The organism is Vibrio diazotrophicus, from assembly GCF_038452265.1.
In the GTDB taxonomy this organism is placed as follows: domain Bacteria; phylum Pseudomonadota; class Gammaproteobacteria; order Enterobacterales; family Vibrionaceae; genus Vibrio; species Vibrio diazotrophicus.
In genome coordinates this window covers 2328199-2349105 of the sequence record NZ_CP151842.1, presented here as the reverse complement: position 1 = coordinate 2349105, position 20907 = coordinate 2328199, and the positions used below count along the sequence as shown (strand labels likewise).

The 20907-nt window shown below is 45.4% G+C and carries 24 protein-coding genes; 22 read left to right on the top strand and 2 right to left on the bottom strand.

From position 1 onward, the window contains the following. Positions 1 to 2: 2 nt before the first annotated feature. Both AAGA51_RS10715 and AAGA51_RS10710 read left to right on the top strand, forming a co-directional pair. Positions 3 to 1091: a hypothetical protein gene (locus AAGA51_RS10715; protein ID WP_042483750.1), complete on the top strand. Its 1089-nt coding sequence runs from the start codon at positions 3 to 5 to the stop codon at positions 1089 to 1091. A 93-nt stretch (positions 1092 to 1184) separates the two neighbouring features. After that, positions 1185 to 1379, top strand: a complete 195-nt coding sequence (locus AAGA51_RS10710; protein WP_042483747.1) for a hypothetical protein — start codon at positions 1185 to 1187, stop codon at positions 1377 to 1379. 30 nt (positions 1380 to 1409) lie between these two features. Here AAGA51_RS10710 and AAGA51_RS10705 read toward each other — a convergent pair whose 3' ends face one another. Further along, positions 1410 to 2756, bottom strand: coding sequence for a DUF4041 domain-containing protein (locus AAGA51_RS10705; RefSeq protein ID WP_052404584.1), 1347 nt, complete (start codon positions 2754 to 2756; stop codon positions 1410 to 1412). A 211-nt stretch (positions 2757 to 2967) separates the two neighbouring features. Between AAGA51_RS10705 and AAGA51_RS10700 the strand changes: the two genes are divergently transcribed. The 20 genes from AAGA51_RS10700 (at position 2968) to AAGA51_RS10605 (ending at position 19027) form a co-directional block, all read left to right on the top strand. Further along, a complete protein-coding gene (locus tag AAGA51_RS10700) occupies positions 2968 to 5541 on the top strand; it encodes a hypothetical protein (RefSeq protein ID WP_042483744.1) in 2574 nt (857 codons plus the stop codon). 72 nt (positions 5542 to 5613) lie between these two features. Next, positions 5614 to 6198: a hypothetical protein gene (locus tag AAGA51_RS10695; protein ID WP_042483742.1), complete on the top strand. Its 585-nt coding sequence runs from the start codon at positions 5614 to 5616 to the stop codon at positions 6196 to 6198. A gap of 54 nt (positions 6199 to 6252) precedes the next feature. Next, positions 6253 to 6849 (top strand): 3TM-type holin, encoded by a 597-nt coding sequence (locus tag AAGA51_RS10690; protein WP_042483740.1) that lies wholly within the window; start codon positions 6253 to 6255, stop codon positions 6847 to 6849. After that, entirely contained in the window at positions 6839 to 7144 is a 306-nt protein-coding gene (locus AAGA51_RS10685) for a hypothetical protein (protein ID WP_020432433.1), read from the top strand. The genes AAGA51_RS10690 and AAGA51_RS10685 overlap by 11 nt, the downstream gene beginning before the upstream one ends. Positions 7145 to 7146: 2 nt before the next feature. Then, positions 7147 to 7752, top strand: coding sequence for a hypothetical protein (locus AAGA51_RS10680; RefSeq protein WP_042483733.1), 606 nt, complete (start codon positions 7147 to 7149; stop codon positions 7750 to 7752). After that, positions 7745 to 8242, top strand: a complete 498-nt coding sequence (locus tag AAGA51_RS10675) for a hypothetical protein (protein WP_042483730.1) — start codon at positions 7745 to 7747, stop codon at positions 8240 to 8242. The genes AAGA51_RS10680 and AAGA51_RS10675 overlap by 8 nt, the downstream gene beginning before the upstream one ends. A 9-nt stretch (positions 8243 to 8251) precedes the next feature. Next, positions 8252 to 8791: a hypothetical protein gene (locus AAGA51_RS10670; RefSeq protein ID WP_042483727.1), complete on the top strand. Its 540-nt coding sequence runs from the start codon at positions 8252 to 8254 to the stop codon at positions 8789 to 8791. Continuing rightward, positions 8784 to 9416, top strand: coding sequence for a phage baseplate assembly protein V (locus AAGA51_RS10665; RefSeq protein WP_081878689.1), 633 nt, complete (start codon positions 8784 to 8786; stop codon positions 9414 to 9416). The genes AAGA51_RS10670 and AAGA51_RS10665 overlap by 8 nt, the downstream gene beginning before the upstream one ends. Before the next feature lie 7 nt (positions 9417 to 9423). Further along, entirely contained in the window at positions 9424 to 9771 is a 348-nt protein-coding gene (locus AAGA51_RS10660; protein WP_042483722.1) for a dTDP-glucose pyrophosphorylase, read from the top strand. Next, a complete protein-coding gene (locus tag AAGA51_RS10655) occupies positions 9768 to 10637 on the top strand; it encodes a baseplate assembly protein (protein ID WP_042483720.1) in 870 nt (289 codons plus the stop codon). The genes AAGA51_RS10660 and AAGA51_RS10655 overlap by 4 nt, the downstream gene beginning before the upstream one ends. Next, positions 10637 to 11284: a phage tail protein I gene (locus AAGA51_RS10650; RefSeq protein ID WP_042483718.1), complete on the top strand. Its 648-nt coding sequence runs from the start codon at positions 10637 to 10639 to the stop codon at positions 11282 to 11284. Before AAGA51_RS10655 ends, AAGA51_RS10650 begins: the two co-directional genes overlap by 1 nt. Next, complete coding sequence (locus tag AAGA51_RS10645) at positions 11281 to 12522, top strand: phage tail protein (RefSeq protein WP_042483715.1); 1242 nt, start codon at positions 11281 to 11283, stop codon at positions 12520 to 12522. The genes AAGA51_RS10650 and AAGA51_RS10645 overlap by 4 nt, the downstream gene beginning before the upstream one ends. Continuing rightward, the gene (locus AAGA51_RS10640; RefSeq protein ID WP_052404583.1) at positions 12519 to 13079 is read left to right on the top strand and encodes a hypothetical protein; all 561 of its coding nucleotides are present in this window, start codon (positions 12519 to 12521) and stop codon (positions 13077 to 13079) included. The genes AAGA51_RS10645 and AAGA51_RS10640 overlap by 4 nt, the downstream gene beginning before the upstream one ends. An 88-nt stretch (positions 13080 to 13167) precedes the next feature. Continuing rightward, on the top strand, positions 13168 to 14328 hold the full coding sequence (locus AAGA51_RS10635) for a phage tail sheath C-terminal domain-containing protein (RefSeq protein WP_042483713.1): 1161 nt from the start codon (positions 13168 to 13170) through the stop codon (positions 14326 to 14328). 9 nt (positions 14329 to 14337) lie between these two features. After that, a complete protein-coding gene (locus AAGA51_RS10630) occupies positions 14338 to 14850 on the top strand; it encodes a phage major tail tube protein (RefSeq protein ID WP_042483710.1) in 513 nt (170 codons plus the stop codon). Positions 14851 to 14858: 8 nt separating this feature from the next. Then, positions 14859 to 15215 (top strand): phage tail assembly protein, encoded by a 357-nt coding sequence (locus tag AAGA51_RS10625; RefSeq protein WP_042483706.1) that lies wholly within the window; start codon positions 14859 to 14861, stop codon positions 15213 to 15215. Positions 15216 to 15291: 76 nt separating this feature from the next. Then, positions 15292 to 17421 carry a hypothetical protein gene (locus AAGA51_RS10620; RefSeq protein ID WP_042483703.1) on the top strand — a complete coding sequence of 710 codons (2130 nt, stop codon included), beginning with the start codon at positions 15292 to 15294 and terminating at the stop codon, positions 17419 to 17421. Between the two features lie 9 nt (positions 17422 to 17430). Beyond that, a complete protein-coding gene (locus AAGA51_RS10615; protein WP_020432407.1) occupies positions 17431 to 17823 on the top strand; it encodes a phage tail protein in 393 nt (130 codons plus the stop codon). A 2-nt stretch (positions 17824 to 17825) separates the two neighbouring features. After that, complete coding sequence (locus tag AAGA51_RS10610) at positions 17826 to 18032, top strand: tail protein X (protein ID WP_042483701.1); 207 nt, start codon at positions 17826 to 17828, stop codon at positions 18030 to 18032. Further along, positions 18023 to 19027 carry a contractile injection system protein, VgrG/Pvc8 family gene (locus tag AAGA51_RS10605; RefSeq protein ID WP_042483699.1) on the top strand — a complete coding sequence of 335 codons (1005 nt, stop codon included), beginning with the start codon at positions 18023 to 18025 and terminating at the stop codon, positions 19025 to 19027. The genes AAGA51_RS10610 and AAGA51_RS10605 overlap by 10 nt, the downstream gene beginning before the upstream one ends. Position 19028: 1 nt before the next feature. Here the strand turns inward: AAGA51_RS10605 and AAGA51_RS10600 are convergent, their stop codons facing one another. Next, positions 19029 to 20648 carry a KAP family P-loop NTPase fold protein gene (locus AAGA51_RS10600; protein WP_042483697.1) on the bottom strand — a complete coding sequence of 540 codons (1620 nt, stop codon included), beginning with the start codon at positions 20646 to 20648 and terminating at the stop codon, positions 19029 to 19031. Between the last annotated feature and the right edge of the window lie 259 nt (positions 20649 to 20907).

Genomic DNA, 20907 nt, shown 5'->3' with positions numbered 1-20907 from the left:
GAATGACTGATAATCAGCGTACTCAGGTAAAAGCCACCATTCGCAGAGCGATGCAGGCAGCAGAACGGGCAACCAATGAACTCGATGCGCAGGCGATGAGGGAACTGGAAACTCTCTATCAGTCTGCACTAGTCGAAATTCAATATCTCATTACCAATGCTGCAGATGAACTAGGCATGGTTCGACTTTCCCAGTTACAAGCTCTTACCACTCAGATTGAAGGCATTCTTAATCAGATCAACTTAACTCAGTCGAACATGGTTGATGGTTATATCGTTGAAGCGGCTAAGAACGGTGGCAATACGTTTTCTACCAGCATTCCTGTTGAGAGAGTTTCGCAGTCTATCGATTCAGCAGCTTTAGCTGTGCGAACCATGAAACAGAAAGATGGTTTGCAGCTTAGCGATCGTCTCTGGCGTGTTCATCGCAACGCAAAAGAACAGTTAATTCAGGCTGTAGAACGTGCGGTTATTTTGGGTAACTCTGCAGCTGATGCTGCTCAGGAATATCAGCGCAGAGCTGAAGCAGTACCGACAGAGATTACTCAACAGGCGAACATGGCAAGTAGTTCTGCACTCAATAAAAAAATGAAAGATGTCCTGATAGATGATCAAGGCGCACCGTATCACCAAATTAAGCGAGTGATGCGTACTGAAATCAACCGAGCTCATGGCATGGCTTTTCAGAATTCAGCCTTTGAGGATGAGTTTGTTGTTGGTACCAAATTCAAACTTAGCCCTAATCACCCAAGGCGGGATATTTGCGATATGCACGCGAGGGTAAATTTGTATGGCTTAGGAAAAGGTGTTTATCCGAAAGGAAAAAGCCCGTGGCCAGCGCATCCAAATACTTTGAGTTATGAGCAAGTGGTGTTCATCGATGAAGTCACAGAAGAAGATAGAGCCAATACAACCAGTCGAATTCATTGGCTAAAAGGGCAGGGCAGAGACACACAAAAAGCGGTGCTTGGCCATGATAAAAAGGTATCCGCATTACATCGGGATCTCCTGTCTCAAAATATGATAGCTACGCCTTGGAAACACGTAGAACCAGCCTTGAAACGTAAGGGTATTGATACTGACAGCCTGTGAATAACTTGCCCCCTGTTTTCCACGTAGATTTCCTTATAATGCTTACGTCAGTCAAAAAGTTAGAGACAATCAGTCAGTTGCTAGGGGATTACAATGAGTGTTGCACCAAATCAAAATCATCAGCTAAACCAAACCACTCAGCTAGTCAGTAAGGTCACTTGTATTTGTGGCCACTGCATTTGCGATAGCGAAGGTATCATCCGTTCTCGATGCGTGAAGCTTCATGAAGGGACTGCATTGTGCCGTTGTAAACGTTGGGTAAAAGTGCCAGTTGTTAAAAAAGCCTGAGTTGTCAGGCTTTTTTCTTGAATACGGAAATTAAGCGAACTCCATATCCGGGAACTCGTCCATTTTCTTAGAGTGTGTTTCTTTATTCTCTCGCGTTTTACGAATGGCTTGTGACTCTCGATATTCCTGAGCTTCAGCTGTCTCATAAAATTCTGCTTCAGGATCCACCTTAATCACTTCCTCTCTGATGTCATCAAGAGTAACTGCAAAAAACTCTTTTCTGTTGTTAACAAGATTTAGACGTTGGATATCAAATTTACGGTGCAGCTCATTTTCTAATGCAGGTGCGTTTTCAGAATAGATCATAGCGTGAACATCGAAAGTAAATGGAACGCTTGCGTCACCTAACTCTTTCACTCGGTCCAATGGCTCTAGACGACGCGTCATGCCAATTTTATATACGTTCTCACCAAATGAGCCTATGTTTGAAATGACATACACATGACCAGCTTTGGTTTGTTCAGCCATAGATTTTGCTCGTTCATTTTTAGCGTGGGCCTCTTCAAGCTCAGCAGCTAATTTCGCTATTTGTTCATTCAACTTATCTAGCTTTTCACCGCTAGCTTTTTGAGCATCAGCCTTGGCTTTATCTAGCATTTTTTGGAACTGTTCTTCTTCTTTTTGAGCTTTCAGCATCTCTTGTTCGAGCTTAGCTTCTTCTCTCATTTGTCGTCTTATTTCAGCCTGCTCTTCTTTTTCAGCTTGTTTTTTCAACTGATATTCATGAGTAGCTCTTAGTTCAAGCCGCTTGTATTCAAGGTAGGTCGGTGAAATGTGAATATCATTTGTTTCGTTCAACTTATTAATTGCTTCAAAAGCCTTTTCAACTCGAGCAATCATATTATTTACGTTGTTCCATTTAACGTTTGCTATTGCAGCATCACATTCATTGTTGAAAGCCCGAGCGGTTAACCTTATTCCTCGGTTAATCATTTTTTTACCTTCAGACTTACTGTCACCGACAGTCCAATTGGTATTGCAGTAGATCGCCTCTTTATCTTTAATCATCTGCTTTTGGGTGTCTTTTATTTGCTTGATCTCGTCCTTGAATTTTTCGGAAGTATCAAAATCAAACATAGGTCTGTAAAAACCTTGTTCGATCATATCCAGTTCATCTTCGTAGATTGCAAGCTCTGCTGTGAGGTGTTCGTAAAGAGCTCTTTTACTTTTGTAAGATTCGACTAATTCTTTGGTTTCAAGCTGAATTTGTTCTTTTTCTTGGAGTACTGCATCTCTTTCTTTATCAGCGTCGATAACATCTTTAAAGCGAGTTTCAAATGCCTGATTTTTCTCTTGGAGCTGTTTAGCCTTGCGATATAGTAGAAATAAAGCAATGAGTAGAACGCCAATTATTATAGCTAGCTTAGTGGTTTCCATAGTTCATCCAATTCTAATTTAGTGTCAATGCAATAATACACATATGGGTTTAATGGACAAATTTAGCACTTTCAAAAATGCGCTATAAACCGACAACTTTATGTTTGTAACCCCTCCAAACGGTTAGTTGAACATTCCAAACTGTCCATAAATGGCGACCGAGCCCCTGAATATTCAGGGGCTTTTTTCGTTTATAGGCAAAGGAAATCTCATGATTAAGTCTCACCTCACGGCTAGTGTTGTACTGGCGCTTTCATCCTCAGCACCCCAAGGTGTGATTCATCTACTTTCTGACGCTGTAAAGGTGGATACCTCAAATAAACGCAGTGTCGTCACCATTACCCGAACCGGAAAATTTTGTGACCCACGATACGGTGAGTTTGAACTGACCCAGCAGATGTTCGATTCCATGATCAAAAACTTCAACGCTGGAGTTTATGGCCAAGAAATCAATATCGATATTGCACACAAGCCAGAAGATGGTGCTGGGGCGGTGGTAAGACGTTTATTTACCGACCGTGGACGTTTACGAGCAGAGGTGGAGTGGTACGAACTCGGCATCAATAAAGTCACCAAAGATGGTTTCAAATACTTGTCTGCCGAAATACATCCTAATTATGTCAGCAACGAAGCCGGAGAGAACGGCCAGTATCCAGAATTTGGTCCAACGCTCTTAGGGGCAGGTTTGGTCACCCGACCATGCATTAAGAACCTGGACAAAATCGAACTTAGTGAAGCCAGCCTTCACGAATGCCCTACCTATCTTTCCGAGTCTCTAGCTAATAAATTTTCTGAGGAACGTCAAACCATGTGGACCCAACTAATTGCGCTTTTTGAAAAGCAGCTTAAAGGTTTCAAGCTATCGGCTGAGCAACACACAGCAATGGTTAAATTACTTACTGATTCACTAACTGGTATCAGTGATGAAGCACAAGCAAAGGTGCTAAGCGAACAAATTGAAGGCATTGCCAAGCAGTTGTCTGAATCGGGCAACTCATCTGTGCCGGTGATCAACCTAAATGGTGGTTCACTAAGCGAAGCTGATGTCGTACGTATTCTTAGTGAACAAGCAGCTAAGTCGCTGCAAGCTCAAGCAGACGCAAAACAAAAGCTTGATGCAAAAGTCAAAATCTTTACGGAAGCGATCGATAAAGCCGAAGGCCTTAGCGACGAAGTGAAGAAAGAGCTAAAAGAAACTCAAGACCTGATCACGGTTGAAATGTCTGATGAGCAAGTCACTAAACTGGCTGAAAACCAAATTGCTCATGGCAACCAAAAAATGGTTTCTATTCAGCTAAGCGAAATGGGTTTTATGGGTTCACCGTCTGGCTTAGTGATGCCAACACCAGACCAACAACGCGAAAGCTTACAGCTACAAGAACAAATTCACGCTAACCTACGCAACACCAATACTTATGCGTTAGGCCAGTTACACCTTACTGAAGAGAAGAATTTGCCTGCGTTCTGTCGTCAGGTACTTGCAGAGTTTGACCGCAAAAACCACCGCCGCATTCATGCTGAGCGCCTAGTACTGGCGGGGCAAGGTGGCGCTAACGTTATGTCTGATTCTGAATTGCCAGTCTCAGTTCAGCGTGAAGTCATTCGTGAAGCTCTCTCAGATCTTAACGTTCTGCAGCTGGTGCAAACACTGACAGATTTCAGCGCGTCAGCAACCACACAAATTCCATACGAAAGCCGTGATGTTTCCGCCATTATGGGCGATGGCATTGTGTTTGAGCACGGTACCATTCCAAAAGTGAAAAACTCACAGCGCATGGATTTGGCTTACGTATTGCCAATGAAAGTCGCGTTTGAAGTCTCAAACGAGCTCATGCATTTTTCCAAGTCTTCAGCCATTAACTGGGATGCTTGGGGCCGTAACGTAGCAACAGCTAGCCGCATCATCAAAGAGATGGTTGCACGTCGCATCGTCAATGCAATGCAACGTGTCGCTGACTCATACTTAGCTGCAGATGTGAACGGTGAAGCAATCACTGCTCAGCTGCAAGATTCGTATGAATTCAAAACAGCACAGTTCCCAGTAGTAGCGCCGCATCAACAATACGATTTGCAAGGCAACACTGTGGGTAACACTGAAAACCCAATGGTTCTCACCATTGATGCAACACAAATTAAGCCATTTGATGGAACAGGCTCTCAGGCCGCAGGTACTTACTACATTGTCACCTCATACAACCTAGGCAAGTTCGTGTTGGTTGATGAATCTGGTGCATTGAAGTCTGTAACCGCTGGCGCTGCGTCTATCAGCTATAGCTACGCAACCAACATTGTCAAAGTGGACAGTGATATTCCAGATGGCGTAACGCCAGAGAAGCACTACAACAAACTGTTGCAGGCGATTGGCCGTCGTAAAGCCATCATGAAAGACGATCGCTTTATCACTCCTGACTTCCTATTGATGTCACACACCTTGAACGATACCTGTACCAACGCAGAACAGTTCGTCGCATCGATGAAGCGCAACGGTACCGACACCAATGCACAAGGTGATCTGGAAATGGTGAAAGCGCTGCCTGCTTATTCAACTAACGCTCCAGCTACGCATCTGGGCGATGAACGTATCATCATGGGCCAAAAAGGCGCGATGGCTTACTCAGTGGTGAAACCATTCACTCTGAGCGACATGCAAGAAGCGCGTGATGCTAATGGTCAGTTGAAAGGTGGTAAGGAAGCTTACGGTGAAGAGTACAACGCAATTCACTGTCCTAAACCAATTCGTAACCGCTTTACCAGCGTACTGTTCTATTCAGCGACAGGTCGATAGAGCGAGCTATTGCCCCGTTACTGTAAATGCAGTTTCGGGGCCTTTTTGCTAACCAATTTAAGGTAATAAATCATGCCAATCATGACTGCATACACAAACAATACCAAGCAAGCCGTTAATATCGGTGGTCGCACTGTTAATCCTGGTGAAACTCGTGAAGTGGATGCGCGCTTTGTTCCTGCTGCGGCTCAGGTGAACCGAGCGATCATCATTCTCTACATCAACTTCAGCATTACGCCTAAGTACTTTGGGCAAACAGTCGTGCAACCAAACACTGCAGCACGCTTGCCAATTATCCATTTTGAAAATCCAAACAAAGCGGATGCCGGTGCATTCCAGGATAAGATTTTCGAAGAACTCCTAACGAAGAAGATTGATGAAATTAAGCCTTTCTTTTCCGAGTTGACGGATGAAGAACTGGCGCGTTTATCAGAACTTGAGGCGGCTGACCAGAAACGTAAAGGACTGCTCAGCGGTATTGATGAAGAGTTGGCCACACGAAAAGCTGAGCGAGACTTAACGCCTGCAGCTTTCGCCAAAACGCTAGAAGGTAAAGACGAAAGCGATCTGCAAGTAGAGCTGCTCGCAGCGGGTGACAACGAAATGAACCTCACGGTTATCCAGGAAGCTTTGTCCAAACTTAAAGAGCAACAGTAACCCGCCAATTATAGCCCGGACTAGCTTCGGGCTTTTTTCTTAAGGAGTCTCTATATGTGGGATACAGTCAAATCGCTAATTGCAGACGCAGCGCCTTTAGTTGGTAGCTTGATTGGTGGTCCAGTGGGGGGCGGTGTTGGCGCTTTGGTGGCGAATGCTTTAGGTGTGGAACACACACCGCAAGCGATTGAAGCTGAAATCCGCCGCAATCCTGACGCGTTACTCAAGATCACGCAAATGGAAAGTGAAGAGCGTATTCGGTTACGTGAATTAACTTACCAGCAAGCTGAACTCGAAAGTACAGAGCGCAAACTTGCGCTAACCGAGCAGCATAAAACCATGCAAGCCGAATTGGCGAGTGATGATGCGTACGTTCGTCGTTGGCGCCCAACATTCGGCTATGCCGTTTGCTTAGCCTGGTCATCATTGTTCTTTGGTATTTGTCTGCTCATGATCATTCACCCTGAATACACAGAGCAAGCCTTTACGGGAGCTGCAAAACTTACGGGATTATTCAGTGTGGCGTTAACCGTTCTCGGGCTGAACATTCACAAACGTTCGCAAGATAAACAAGTCTCCGCAGGTGTGGTGCCAGCAGGCGTGTTAGGGAGTATCGCCTCGACCATTCGCGGAGGTAGTAATGTCAAATAGCCCTGTATCACAAGGCGAGTTCCACTCTTTCCGTGTTGAAATGCGTGATTACATGAAGCAGCAAACCAACCTAATGAGTCAGATGGTTGAACTACAAACCAAGCACTCAAATTTGGAAAACCAGTTTGGGCGCTTAGATCGCGATTTCGATAAATTGGAAGAACGAGTAAGACCTTTAGAGCAAGGGCAGAGTGGTACCAATGAAAAGACCAAGTACAACCGTGATCTTATCTGGATACTGCTAGGCATTCTCGGCAGCGTCTGTACTTTCATGTTTAAAAATCAGGTGGGTTAACCATGCAATTAGCTACGTTAATAGACCGTCTAAAGAAAGCCATGATGGATAGCGCTGAACTTATTGAAGGCACTGAACAACAAATAGTTGAAACTGCCTTGTCTGATTTCAGCCGCTATCGACCGCATACTAAGGTTGCGACCTTTTCTCTCATGACCAACCAAATGCTCTATTTGGCACCTAGTGACATGATTCGAGTTCGAACTGTGTTGTATGGCCAAAGCCAAAGGGCGAAGCAACCTTGGGAACAAGGATACCCTCGTAACTTACCGCGCTTGTCTGTTATTGAAAGTGATGAAAACCAGAAGTGGGTGCAACTTTCTCATTATCCGTCTGAATCGGTAGTGATGAGCTGTGGTCGCGATTTCTCATACACCTACTACGGTAGCCGTAAAATTGTTAACGATGTCATTTCTGTAGATGTTCAAGATGAATCTCTGCTGCTTCTTCGCTGCATTGCTGAAGCGGTGAAATACATTGCGGTTCATCAATTGAATAAAACTGTCTCGGTGCGTAATAGCGTGGGTGGTGAAGCTAAGAACGGAACGCCAGCAGCTATTCATGAGCAGCTGATGACACAGTTTGAACGGCAGATGAAAGATGCGTGAGTTAAGTGTTGAGCTACATACGTCAGTGCTTGATGAGGCGTTCAGGTCTGCTCCAGATATTCTAAATAGACATTTGAAAGCCGGCATTAGTCATGCTGGCTCAATTGTTTCTCGAGCAGCCAAAGAAGAAGCACCAAAAGCTGAAAGCACATTAACTCATTCAATTCGCTCCAACGTCGTTGGCGAACTGCAACGCATGATCACCAGTTCACTTCGCTACAACGCTTTTGTTGCACAGGGAACTGATGCCCAAGGAATGCCGCCTGTTCAGTCAGTGCTTGATTGGGTTCGAGTTAAACGTATTCAGCCCAAACACCCCAAAGCCGATCAACGAGATTTAGCTTTTATTATTGCTCGCTCTATTGCTAAGAACGGCACCCAAGGCAATGACTTCTACGACCGTGCTGCAGAACAAACTCAAGACCAAGTTGCCGACATTCTCAAGCGCTCTGTGAATGACGGTTTGCGAGCTGCAGGTTTTCAACTCTAGGAGAGCAACATGCCACAACCTATGCCCAATGAAATATTGGAAGGCATTAAAAGTGCTTTCGAAACTCGTTATCCAACTCGCACTGTCACTCGAAACTGGCAGGATAGAGCCGCATATAAAAATGAAGAGTTAAGGCCTGGCATATTAACGCTGGTTTATTCCGGCGAAAGCCCACTTGGGGATGTGTACAACACCAGAATGAACTTCATGGTGATTGGACGTATTTACTGTGGAAAAGATGCTGACGGTATCGATGTTGAGGATGCTGAACTCAATTTCTTAAAAGAGTGGCGATTGTTTTGTTCCTCGTCTGCCGCAGGCAATATTTCTATCCAGAAAGTGATGACATCGCAGCAACAAGAAAAACCGGATGGTTGGTTTATCTGTGAATGCGTGGCTGGCCCGTATGACTTTGGCGGTGAAATAGATTGGTTGCCAGAAGGACCAGAAGAAGTACCGGCTGAAATTCATGTTGGGCTTTCGCCAGATATTGGCAATGAAGAAAACTATTTTACGTTGTCAGATTTGGAGCCAGAAGAGAATGCATGAGTTTACTCAGTCTCAACTGGTGCGCCTAATTTCCCAGATGATCCAAATCGGTACCATCGTCGAAGTTCAGGCTAAACCGCTCCGCTATAAAGTTCAGTTCACTTCTAATTTAACTACCAGTTGGATTCCATCAGATGTTGGTCATGCCGGTGCGGTGAAAGATTTTGCGCCTCATCAAGCGGGGGAGCTCGTTCTGGTTGTGAAGGAATTCAATACTCAGGGCGGTGTGATTGTTGCCAGCCTGAACCAGAACTCAAAAGACCAACCGAAAGATGATATTAATCTGTTCTATCGCGAGTTTCCTGACGGTACTTGGTTGCAGTACGACATGGCCAACAAAGTGCTATCTGGTTCGGTAGTTGGCAAAGTTAATCTCGATGCAGCAATAGAAATTCGCTTAGCCGCTCCCAAGCTTATCTTTGATGGCGACATCGAGCATGACGGTAAGCAAACCTCTACGGGTAATATTGCATCGCAAGCCAGTATTTCAGCCGTTGCTAACGTTTCTGCCGGACAAAACATTTCCGACAGCGTCCGTTCTATGGCTGATGACCGCAATATTTATAACAACCACGATCATCAACACGGTGACCCAGTCACGGGCAAAGCCAATCAAAAACAGTAGGTGAATAATGGCCACAGGAATTAACGAAAATACCGGCTTACTGATAACCGATGCGGCAGAACGTAAGCAACGTCTGAATCGTTGTTTTAAAACTCGCAGAGGTTCTTTACCGCTTAACCGTGCTTATGGTTCAAACTTGCCGGACAGAGTGGATAGAAATATCACGCCCGACTTAGCTATCGATATTTATGCCGACGTGGCTGACGCTATCGCTCACCCTCCAAACGGATTCACTGACGAGCTAAAACTAGTGAAAACATGGCTAGAGTACGGAGAAAATGAAGTGACGTTATCTGTGGAAGTAGAGCTACTTTTTGACGGCTCCATCGAAGAGATTTCGGGGTTAAGCTTGTGAACCAAATTGAAATATCACAACTACCACCACCTGAAATTGTACAGCAGTTGGATGCGTCTATTCCTCGTGACCGCATGTTGGCTCGTTTTGCTGAGCTTATGGATACCAATGTCCCTAAAGCGGGGGATCCGCTTTATTTTGCGTTTTCGGCAATGGGGGAAGAAGTCACCCGAGCTCGCCAAGAGTTCCAAGATATTTCACTGGAAAACATGGTGGCCTACGCAACAGGCTACAACTTGCAACGCTTAGCTGACTGGCGTCCAGTAGAAAAATTCGATACGGAAACGGATGATGAATTTCGTCGTCGCGTTCAGATGGCTCCAGAAAGCTTCTCAACAGCAGGTCCTGATGGCGCTTATATTTTCCATGCTTTAGCTGCAGATGAAGATGTTCAGGATGCATACCCTGATAGCCCAGACGGTTTCATCGTCGATTTATACATACTTAGCAGAACGGGCGATGGCACAGCACCACAAGCTTTGCTTGATAAGGTAAACAGCTATGTTAGCAAGGACAACCTAAGACCGTTGAACGATAAGCTGACGGTTAAATCCGCAGTCATTAAACCTTATGTGATTGAAGTTGAGCTGACGTTGCCAAATGGTCCAGGTGAAAGTGAAACTATCACCCAAGCAACTAAACGACTACAGAGTTTAGTCACTGAAACACACGTTCTTGGTGGGCAAGTTTCTCTGTCTTTGATTAACGCTGCAGCTCATGTTCAAAGTGAAGGCTCAGATTCCAATGTGAGTTTTCAGCCCGTCATCGATGTCAATATTCTTCAACCTGCTGCTTCAGTGCTGTGCGCAATGACAGAGGCGCCTTACTGCACGGACATCATCGTTACTCAGGCTGGTGCTGTGTAATGGCATCGGTATTTGTTAGCAAGTTGCCACCATCAGCATCGAAGATGGAACGAGTGATGGAGCAAGTCTTCTGGGAAGAACTTGCTCTTATTGAACGCGACATTCGCAACTTTTACGACCCATATCAGTGCCGAGTAGATTTACTCCCGTATTTAGCCTGGGAAATGAGCGTTGACTATTGGGATGAGAATTGGAGCGAGCAAACCAAGCGCGATGTTATTGCGGCTTCTAATCCGATTCACACCACCAAAGGGACTCGTTACGCTCTGGATAAAAGCATCGAATCTATTCGAGATGATGGTTTGAGCGTTACAGAATGGTTTGATGACGAAGCGAATCTAGCCCCCGGTTTTTTCCGAGTTAACTTGGAGGCTCGCAATTCCGACATCGATGAAAACACGGTACCGCAAATCTATACGGCAGTGAATAACGCCAAAAATACACGCTCTCACTTAGAGAGTATTTCTATTACCAGTCAAATCCAGAATCCTATCAATATTGGTGTATTGAGCCGAATGGGCTTAGCGATTCGCTCTGGCCCATGGCGAACCGAAAACATTGTTAGCTCAGTTAATGTTGAGCATGTCAGTTTTGTTCGCCTTGGTATGATCATTCGATCTGGCGCATTACCCTTGGAGTTAGAATGAGCATTCCAGAATCTGCGCTGAACTATGGTTCAATTCTCACCTTGCTAGGTGAAAATGCAGAAGTTAACGGGAAGCTGAATAATAAGTCGATTACCTTTACTCATATTGCGATTGGTGATGGTAACGACCAGTATGTTCAACCTTCTCGAACTCAAACGACATTGGTCAATGAAATTACTCGCATCCCAGTTACGGGGATGGAGAAAATTGAACCATCAGAAGAGGGCGGTATCCCTCAGTTAAAAGTTTGGGCAAAAATTCCAGATAATATCGTTGATGTCGCAGTGCGAGAGTTTGCGGCCATTGCGGTTTATGATGGCAATTCTTACCTCCACGCTGTAGGTAACTCGGTTCGTATTCCAATTCTGTCTGGTGTCAACAATGGCGGAGAAGTGAATGATATCTACATTGAGATGACGTTCGCTGTTACATCACTCGATCCCATTATCATGATTGACCCGTCTATTGTGACGGCCACTCGCAAATATGTGGATGATAAAGATAAGGCTCATACTGATGCTCCAGATCCGCACCCACAGTACCCCCTAGCCACAAAAGCCCAAGGTTTAGAATACGACCCAGACCGCACTTACTACTGCGGTGATACCTGTTACACCCGAGTAGCAGATAGAACTTATCAGTGGGAAGCCTACAGTTTAGAGCCGTTCAGTGGTAAAGACCCAAACGACCCATTAAACCGCCGCGTCGGCTGGACAGATGTGACTAAACCGTTCTACTGGAAACCGCGCTCTTCCAAAGTTTCAGGTGAAACTATGGCGTGGGATAACGATGCAATTCCAGAAAACATGGTACTTGGTATTGGTCAGCAATTACCTGTAGCGGTGTATCACTCGCTGGCTACGGCAAAGCCTGAATGGATTGATGAGGTAGACAATACGTTACTTAACATTCCCGACCGACAAGGGCGTTTTGTTCGTGCGGCTGATGGTACTACTTGGTTAGCTGGTGAAGCGCATGAAGATGCGTTCCAAGGCCATAGCATTGCTGTAAGGACGATAGCTCATGGTAGTTATGCGCACGTTCCAAGCCCAAGCGGTACGCCTTGGGCGCTTGGTGGACCAAATATAGTTATTGGCACTAGTTCGTATACTGCGGATTCAAATGATGATGGCATGATCGCTGATGAGTTTATTAACGATGGTACAAATGGAACTCCAAGAACAGCAGATGAAACCATGCCAAAGGCTTACATTGAATGGGTAGGATACGCACTATGATTGATGTTTATTACACATATAACAAAGAGACTCTGGTTGTTAATCAAGAGGGTGTTTCTACAACCAAAAACTCTAAGATTCCAGAATATCCCCGTGATGCACTACTTGTTAAGCCGCTAGAGCCTAAAGAGGGCTTTGTTGTGCGTGTTTGTGAATTCGTTAACGGTCGTCCAACGGCTACTGAATATGTCGTCGACCACCGTGGTAAAACCATCTACAACAAAGCCAACCCACTTGAATCAAAACAAGTAAAAGACTTGGGTGAGATTGAAGAAGGTTGGACACTCACTCAACCACCACACCAATACGTCACGTGGAGTGAAGCGTTAAACGACTGGCAAATCGACACTCAAGCCAAATACGAAGCTGAATATCAACAAGTGAACGACACTCGCGGAATCCTTTATGTGCAGATAGTTGACCGTTTGAATAACGAAGCAGAAATGATTCGTCGTACTGAAGGTGATGAAGCTAAAGCGACTGAATATGAAGAACAGGCGGATGCTGCTTACCTGAAGATTCGTGCCGATAACCCTTGGCCTGAACTTCCAGTTTAAATAACCCCTCCTTTTCACGTCTTTAACCCATAAACTTAAGAAAACAGTGCCGCTGAAGGTGAGTTTCTAACAACAAAGGAACTACACCATGACCTTTAAACATGGCATCTTTGGAGTAACCGACAACAGTGGTGTGCGACCAATGCAAATGGCCGACACGTCTTTTGCTGTTGTTGTGGGTACCGCTCCAGACGCAGATGCAGAAACTTATCCTCTAAACAAACCCGTTCTTGTGGCAGGTAACATTCACAAAATCGCTAAGCTCGATATGGTGGGTAACAACGCTGGCACACTGCCGGATGCACTCGAAGCAGTTTATGACCAAAAGCGCTGTGCTATTGCGATTATTCGCGTTGAAGAAGGTGTGGATACTGCGGCTACCATCCTCAATATCATTGGCGGTGTTGACCCAGTAACGGGGGCAAAGTCAGGCATTGAAGCCATTCTAGATGTGCAATCCATTACGGGTAAACGTCCTCGTTTATTGCATGTGCCTGACTTCTTAAAAGAGCAAGCAGTACTGACCAAGTTACTACCCATCGCCACCCGATTACGCTGCAAAGTGTTTGGTGAGTGTCCGGGAACCACTTACGAAGAAGCGGTGGCTTATCGTCAGTTGTGGGGAGACAAACGCTTAGAGTTATTCTGGCCACGAATGGTGAATGCCGAAGGTCGTTTGGTTCCGATGAGCTCGTACATGCTCGGTTTGGAAATCCAAAAAGACCAGGACCCAAACTACGGCTACAGCGCCTCAATCTCCAACTTAAAAATCAACGGTACCTTGGGCACTGAAATTCCAATTGATTATGCAGATGGTGATACCAACTGCATGGCGCACTTACTGAACGAAAACCAAATCACCACCGTGATTCTCGATGACGGCTACCGTTCTTGGGGCAACTTAAGCTGTAGTGATGATCCTAAATGGCAGTTCAACTCGCATGTGCGTGTCAACGACATGATTCTGGATATGATCACAACCAGCCTGAAATGGGCGCGTGACCGTAAAATCCTGCGCACTTTCGTGGAAGATGTGACGGACTCCGTGCAGCAAGGTTTGGATGGTGAAACCCGAGCAGGGCATCTATACGGTGCAACCGCTTGGGCCGACCCTGATTTAAATCCGCCAGAATCCATTATTGCGGGTAACTTCTATCTGGATTACGACTTCACTCCTCCTGGTATCGCTCAAAACATCACGGTCACCAGCCACTTTATTAACGATTACGCCGACGTAATCTTCGAGTAAGGAATTCCCATGGAACGCAGACCACCAAAAGTGCTCGCCGATTATGCCTGGTATCAGGACGGCGTTGGCTTACTTGGCTTAGTGTCAAAAGTAAAACTGCCTGCTTTAAACCGAGCGGTGGAAGAATACATTGCTGGCGGTATGGCTGGTTCAATCAAAATCGATATGGCTGCGGTTGAACCGGAAGATATCGAAATCACCATCGCAGAACTGAATGCAGAAACCATTGTTATGTATGGCTTAACCAATGGCTATGAAAAGCCGTTTGTTTTCCGTTCCGCGCTGCAAGGTCAAAATGGTGTTGAAAGTTTTACAGTTAAAGCAACAGGTCGAGTTTACGGCTTGGATATGGGTGAGATTGAACGTAAAAAACTCTCTGAGATGAACTGCAAAATCACCTGGAACACTTACACCATTCTTTCTAACGGCGTTGAGCTAGTACACATCGATATTCTTGGCGGTATCGAGCGCGTAGGTGGCGTAGACCTGCGCGCTGGTATCAACAAAGCATTGGGTATTTAGGAGTAACCATGTATCAACCAATTAAAATCGCTCTGCAGGTACCACAGAAGCTCGACGGTCAGGAACAAACCGTTTTAACCATGCGACCACCGACAACCAACGATGTCATTCTGGCGCAGAAGAACAGCCGCTTGGCTCATAACGGTGAATTTTATGATGATAACGCAGAGCATGAAGCGCACTTGTTTGCCAACCTGACGAACACGACCCGCGAGTTCATTGGTAGCTTAGCGCAATATGACTACCTGCAACTGCAAAAGGCGTATGACTGTTTTTTGCTGCCGATCCAGCAGTATGTCGCCAAGTCTGCATTGCTATTTCCAAGTTCTGCGGTGGAGTCTCCTTCGAAGAGCTCCGACGATTAACCATAGCGGAGTTATACGACTGGCTCACTGATTGTAAAACAGTGAGCCAGCTGCAAGACGAAAAAGAGGACTAACAATGGCAGACAACAAAGCATCTGTCGGGATTGGTGTAGAAGCTCGGGTTGACAGGTCTGTCTCCCGAGCTTTTGACGATCTAGAGCGCCAGAATCAGCGCCTGGGCAAAAGCAATCAACGACTAAAAAACGAGACCACTAAGCTCGGTAGAGAAAATCAACGCACGGGCAGAACCGTTACTCGTACTGGTAATGGCTTCATCAATGCGGGTAAGAAGGTTCGCAAATACACCCAAGACATTGGTGCCGCAATTAAGAAGAGCGATCTCATGCGGCGCAGTGTCGAAAAGATGGATGAAGGCCTTGATAGCATCGGCAATAAGTGGACAGCACTAGCAACGGGAGCCGCTGGCACAGGTTCCGCCGTTGCAGTGATGGGCTTAGAAGAACGCTATGAACGCTTAGGGATTCAAGCAGGCAAAACCAAAGACGAAATGGCGACGCTGCGAGCCGAGATGTTTGCTACTTCTCAGCAAGCGGATGTTCGAGTAGACCAAAGCGAAATGCTTTCTGCAGTCGAAAAGATTGTAGAAAAGACCGGTGATCTCAAATTCGCCCAGGACAACATGGCCAACATCGGTCGTGTTATGCAAGCCACTGGTGCCGCGGGTATCGATGTCGGTGAAATGTTTGCGGATATGTCGCAGAAGTTCGGGCTGAAGAATAGCGAAGATGTGCTTTCTGCTATTGATACTTTAGTCGTCCAAGGTAAAGCCGGTGCATTCACATTGCAGAACTTGGCAGCTGAAGGTGCGTCTGTATCTGCAGCTTATGCAGCGATGGGTAGAACAGGGCCGAAAGCTGTACAAGAAATGGGTGCCATGCTGCAGATTTCCCGTATGGGTTCTGGATCAGCAGCAGAAGCCGCCAGTGCAATGGAATCCGTGTTGGCTGACATCACTGCCAACTATGAAGACATCGAGAAACTTGGAATTGAAGTGTTTGATGAAGAAGCGCTAGCGAGAGGAGAGAAAAAATTTCGCGACTTACCTTCAATCGTAAAAGAGATCATGGAAGTCACCAACTCCGACATCACCGAATACAGTCAATTGTTTGGTGATGAAGCCATGCGTTTTATGAAAGTGCTCTCCAGTGCGGACGGAAAAGCCTCGTTCGATTCTTTCTTGTCTATCAGTGGCGATGGCACCGCCGTTCTGCAGGACTCAGCTCGAGCAGCTCAAACCGCTAACGCAGCCATGATGACATTGAAAACCGCATGGATGAGTTTCGCCGATGAAAAACTGGCAGAGCCAATTGCAGACCTTGCCGATGCAATCAACAGCATCGAACCTGAGAACCTCAATAAGGCATTAACCGGTGCAACAGCATTAGCAGGAACATTGGGTGCTGTATGGGCAGGACGCAAAGCGTACAAAATGGGTAAAAGCGTGGTTGATTTTGTTCGTGGCCCCAAAGGTGGCGGCGCAAGTGTACCAGGCTTACCAAATGGTGAAGTGTCTAATGTTTATGTCACCAACATGCCAGCAGGCGGCTTTGGTGGAGGAATGGAAGGAGGAAGAACGCGCAAGCGCGGTAAACCACGTACTCGTTCTATGCCTGGACGAACGCTCGGTAAGTTAGGCGGTTTAACTCGTAAGTTGCCTTATATAGGAGCGGCTCTTGGGGCTCTCGATATAGGTTCAACACTGATGAATGATTCACTCTCAAGCAAAGAGAAATCTCAACAGGTAGGTGGAACCGTAGGAAGTATGGGCGGCGCTATGGCTGGCGCGTCTCTTGGTGCGGCTATGGGTTCGTTTGTGCCTGTTATTGGTACCGCTATCGGCGGTATAGCCGGTGCACTAATTGGCGGCATGGGTGGTGATTCACTAGGCAGTTGGATTGGTGGTCTGTTCGGTTCAGATAGATCCAAACCCGGTGACGCAGTGAAAAAAGGCAATGCGCAAAGTGCTCCACAACTAGCGCAAACAGCAAATAGCACAGCCAGAACGCTCAACAGTTCGTCCAATAGCAATGCACCAGCACAAATAAACTTCAACCCTGTTTTCCATGTTCAAGGCAACGCCAGCGATGAGCAAATCGATAAGCTAGAGAAGATGGTAATGCGAGTGGCCAAACAGATGGAAAAACTCAACGTAGGCGGTCGCAATGTACGCTTTGCAGATTCATAAGGAGAACCCATGGCAGATGTAATGATGGCACTGGGTGAATATCGCTTCAGTATCGATACCGCCGCGCTGCAAAGCATCAGTGAAACCTACGCTTGGCGCTGGGCTGATAAGAATTTGGCAGGTCGAAAGCCCCGTTCACAATTCATTGGTGGTGACTTGGCCACACTGCGTTTTGAAGGAACCATTTATCCGCATTTTCGAGGCGGCTTAGGACAAACCGACAAAATGAAAGCAGAAGGGGATAAAGGCAAACCGCTGCGCATGATTGATGGTTTAGGTAGAGACTGGGGCTTATGGACAATGCGAACGCTGGAAGTGAACAAAACCAAACTCTTCACCAAAGGTGTGGCGCGTAAAATCGAATTCACCATCGAGATCAAAGAGTATCCAGATAAGGAATAGCCATGACCAAGTACATCACAAAAGAAGGTGACCAAATTGATGACATCGCATACCGCTATTACGACGGTATGCCAGGAGCCTATGAAGCCGTATTAAAAGCCAATCGAGGGCTTTCGGCATTGCCACATCCTTTAGCGGCTGGCGTAGAAATAGAACTGCCTGTTCTCGAGCAACCGGCACAAGAAGAAGAGATCAGCTTATGGGATTGAACAACTACAAAATTGTCGCTAACGGTAAAGACATCACCCCAACCATTCGCGATTTCTTTGTGCGCCTTGTTATCAATGACGCAGCGGGTATCGATAGCGATAGCTTCGAACTGGTACTGGCCGACGATGGCAAAATAGCGTTCCCGCGCAATGAAGCCACCATGCAAATCTACACAGGGAAAGATGATAAACACTTGGTGTTCAGGGGCAGTTACACCGTTAACTCAGTAAAACTGCGCAGCCCTGAAAAACAAATTGTGCTCTCTGGCGATGCTGCGAACCTAGGCGGCACTTTTAAAACTCAGCGTGATTACACCTGGCAAACAACCACACTGAAAACTCTGGTTGAAACCGTGGCACAACGTAACGGCTTAACGCCTTCGGTGTCTGCAGAATATGCCAATACCACAATTGAACACTACATTCAGGCAGGCCAAAGCGATTCCGATTTAGTGACAGAACTGGCAACCGAGCATGGTGCCACCATGAAAGTGGCCAATAAAAAACTCGTCTTTTTTCCTCGCGGAGATAACCAAAGCGTAAGCGGTAAAACCTTACCTGCGGTAGCAGTGCATCTAACCGATGAGACAGAAGCAGAAATCACTCTAGAAGGAACCGGAAAGTTTCAGGCGGTAGAAGCCTACTGGCAAGCCGTAGCTGAAGGGCAAAAACAAGCGGTACGAGCGGGGGAAAGCACAGGCAAAGTGAAGAAACTCAGCAAGGTGTACCCAACACAGGCGGCAGCGAAAGCAGCTGCTCAGTCTGCTTTGTATCGTGAACAGTGCGGTGATTACAAACTCACCTTAGATGAAATGCCATTTATCCCTGGCATACAGGCCGAGCGCAATATTGTGTTATCCGGACACACGAGAAAGGAGTTCAACACCTACTGGATGTGCCAAAGCGTAAGGGAAGTACTGGATGAAAACGGGCATGTATTAAGCGGGGAGTTTGTTATCCCCAAACAGGATGTTGGGGATATACCGAGGTTATGACTTAGCTTAGTTCAGTGTCTATACAGTAAGACAGTTCAACAAGATTGAAGTAGTAATCTTCATTTTGAATTGGTTTACCTTTGTTAGAGTTAATTAGATCTAACATAATCCAAGATAATTCTTCCATATAAGTTGGGCGTTGATAATTTCTCGGTTCTATCTGAGCAATATAGTGCTCCATAAGATCACGGTGGTCATCATTGATAACATGTGGTTTATCAGAGTTACTAATGACTCTAGATACTTCAATGATAAAATTATTTATAGAACATTTATAAAGTTTAGAAGGCCAGTTATTATTGGCGGTTATATGTTCTTCTATCCAGAATCGTTCAACTAAGTCTTGAGGAATCAAGTTAAAGCATAGTGTACTTATGTTGTTTGCTTTTTCTGTTTTGAAGACTTCAAACTCACATACACCTTCTTCTCTCCATTTTCGATATTGTTGAGGGGATATTTCTTGTAGGCATAAATGGCAAACTAAATAAGGTAGGTTAATATGAGCAGACGAATTATGTGCGCTCATTATTGCAATGACTCTATCTGTTATCTGAATCGCCTGTCTGGGTGAAAGGTTGAAGGACTCTAGAATACGGCTGATGATATTGTACGCATCTAAATAGGCTTTGTTTTGGGTTGGCCATAAAGATAATTTGCTATTGTTTAAATACTCATTGGATAATTTATGTAGATCGCAATGAGAATTCAAAAGATGATTAAATGTTGGTTTTTTCAACGTACAACGACTATTAAAAAACCTACCTAAGTAAGTCCTGGCATCAAATCCTTCGCCATAAATAGCCTTAACTGCATGTTGCAGCTGCTCTGTATCAGTACCCACCACAAACACAACTCCAGGTATATCAAAAATGTGCTTTATGGTTTCTAGCATTTCTACAGCATAACTTGGGCGGCAACGGTCTAGTTCGTCAATGAAGATGAATGCTGGATAGCTGAGCTTTTTGTTTCCCTTAGCCGCTTCAATCCATTGTTCTACTGATTTTTTTAGGCTGCTAATCGCGTCACTTTTGGCATCGTGTTCATCCAAAAGGTACTGAACAAGTTTGGAAGCCGCTGCTCCCATATCTATATCTTTACCTTCAGCATCTTTTATCGTTTCACCTACTTCACCTTCATCTGCGGCTTCCATTATTGCCACGGGGTCTATACCCAAATAACGTTTTGCTAATGCTCCAGCGGCGCTTGGTAGAGCTGCTTTGAGTAAACCTAGGGCTTTTCTGGGAGCTTTAAATTTAGGATCATCTTCTGCTTTTCCAGCTTGCTCCCTAAGTTGCTTAGTCATTGATGAAATGACCGTCATCAATGGGTCATCAGAATAGTCCTGCTTCCATGCATCAACGTAAACGACTGGGTAATGTTGTTGTAAATCGTTGTACCAACGCTTTAGGAAGTAGGTTTTGCCAGAACCCCATTCAGAATTGAGATTGAGAACATAGTTCTTTTTTTGTTCTTTTTTTTCTTTGGTTTCATCGAAGCCCTGACCAGCAAGGAAACCGGTTAAAAACTGGGCGTATTTTACGCGGTCAAGCTTATCTGCTGGGCAGAACTCACCAAGAATGTTTTCTTCGGTATCCCATTTCATTTCTATTGTTTGTGTCATAGCCAACCTCATTTATTTATGGGTTGAGCATGGCGTTTTTATTCAATTCGTTCAATAACATGATGCTGTCTTATTACGATAATGTGTTCTAGCTCATTCAGAATTGTTAGTAATACTCGACATTTTACTGATGGCTGTTATTTGTGATGTCGGTTCAATTCGTGATATTGAATCCACAACCGAAATAATGTCTTGATTTCATATTCTCAGTTAAAGATACTGTATGTGTATACAGTGGTTTTCGGAGTGATGATGGAAC

Bases quoted from the DNA above. Each gene is read 5' to 3' on its own strand.
- AAGA51_RS10715 (WP_042483750.1), top strand. From the start codon at position 3: ATGACTGATAATCAGCGTACTCAGGTAAAAGCCACCATTCGCAGAGCG.
- AAGA51_RS10710 (WP_042483747.1), top strand. From the start codon at position 1,185: ATGAGTGTTGCACCAAATCAAAATCATCAGCTAAACCAAACCACTCAG.
- AAGA51_RS10705 (WP_052404584.1), bottom strand. From the start codon at position 2,756: ATGGAAACCACTAAGCTAGCTATAATAATTGGCGTTCTACTCATTGCT.
- AAGA51_RS10700 (WP_042483744.1), top strand. From the start codon at position 2,968: ATGATTAAGTCTCACCTCACGGCTAGTGTTGTACTGGCGCTTTCATCC.
- AAGA51_RS10695 (WP_042483742.1), top strand. From the start codon at position 5,614: ATGCCAATCATGACTGCATACACAAACAATACCAAGCAAGCCGTTAAT.
- AAGA51_RS10690 (WP_042483740.1), top strand. From the start codon at position 6,253: ATGTGGGATACAGTCAAATCGCTAATTGCAGACGCAGCGCCTTTAGTT.
- AAGA51_RS10685 (WP_020432433.1), top strand. From the start codon at position 6,839: ATGTCAAATAGCCCTGTATCACAAGGCGAGTTCCACTCTTTCCGTGTT.
- AAGA51_RS10680 (WP_042483733.1), top strand. From the start codon at position 7,147: ATGCAATTAGCTACGTTAATAGACCGTCTAAAGAAAGCCATGATGGAT.
- AAGA51_RS10675 (WP_042483730.1), top strand. From the start codon at position 7,745: ATGCGTGAGTTAAGTGTTGAGCTACATACGTCAGTGCTTGATGAGGCG.
- AAGA51_RS10670 (WP_042483727.1), top strand. From the start codon at position 8,252: ATGCCACAACCTATGCCCAATGAAATATTGGAAGGCATTAAAAGTGCT.
- AAGA51_RS10665 (WP_081878689.1), top strand. From the start codon at position 8,784: ATGCATGAGTTTACTCAGTCTCAACTGGTGCGCCTAATTTCCCAGATG.
- AAGA51_RS10660 (WP_042483722.1), top strand. From the start codon at position 9,424: ATGGCCACAGGAATTAACGAAAATACCGGCTTACTGATAACCGATGCG.
- AAGA51_RS10650 (WP_042483718.1), top strand. From the start codon at position 10,637: ATGGCATCGGTATTTGTTAGCAAGTTGCCACCATCAGCATCGAAGATG.
- AAGA51_RS10645 (WP_042483715.1), top strand. From the start codon at position 11,281: ATGAGCATTCCAGAATCTGCGCTGAACTATGGTTCAATTCTCACCTTG.
- AAGA51_RS10640 (WP_052404583.1), top strand. From the start codon at position 12,519: ATGATTGATGTTTATTACACATATAACAAAGAGACTCTGGTTGTTAAT.
- AAGA51_RS10635 (WP_042483713.1), top strand. From the start codon at position 13,168: ATGACCTTTAAACATGGCATCTTTGGAGTAACCGACAACAGTGGTGTG.
- AAGA51_RS10630 (WP_042483710.1), top strand. From the start codon at position 14,338: ATGGAACGCAGACCACCAAAAGTGCTCGCCGATTATGCCTGGTATCAG.
- AAGA51_RS10625 (WP_042483706.1), top strand. From the start codon at position 14,859: ATGTATCAACCAATTAAAATCGCTCTGCAGGTACCACAGAAGCTCGAC.
- AAGA51_RS10620 (WP_042483703.1), top strand. From the start codon at position 15,292: ATGGCAGACAACAAAGCATCTGTCGGGATTGGTGTAGAAGCTCGGGTT.
- AAGA51_RS10615 (WP_020432407.1), top strand. From the start codon at position 17,431: ATGGCAGATGTAATGATGGCACTGGGTGAATATCGCTTCAGTATCGAT.
- AAGA51_RS10610 (WP_042483701.1), top strand. From the start codon at position 17,826: ATGACCAAGTACATCACAAAAGAAGGTGACCAAATTGATGACATCGCA.
- AAGA51_RS10605 (WP_042483699.1), top strand. From the start codon at position 18,023: ATGGGATTGAACAACTACAAAATTGTCGCTAACGGTAAAGACATCACC.
- AAGA51_RS10600 (WP_042483697.1), bottom strand. From the start codon at position 20,648: ATGACACAAACAATAGAAATGAAATGGGATACCGAAGAAAACATTCTT.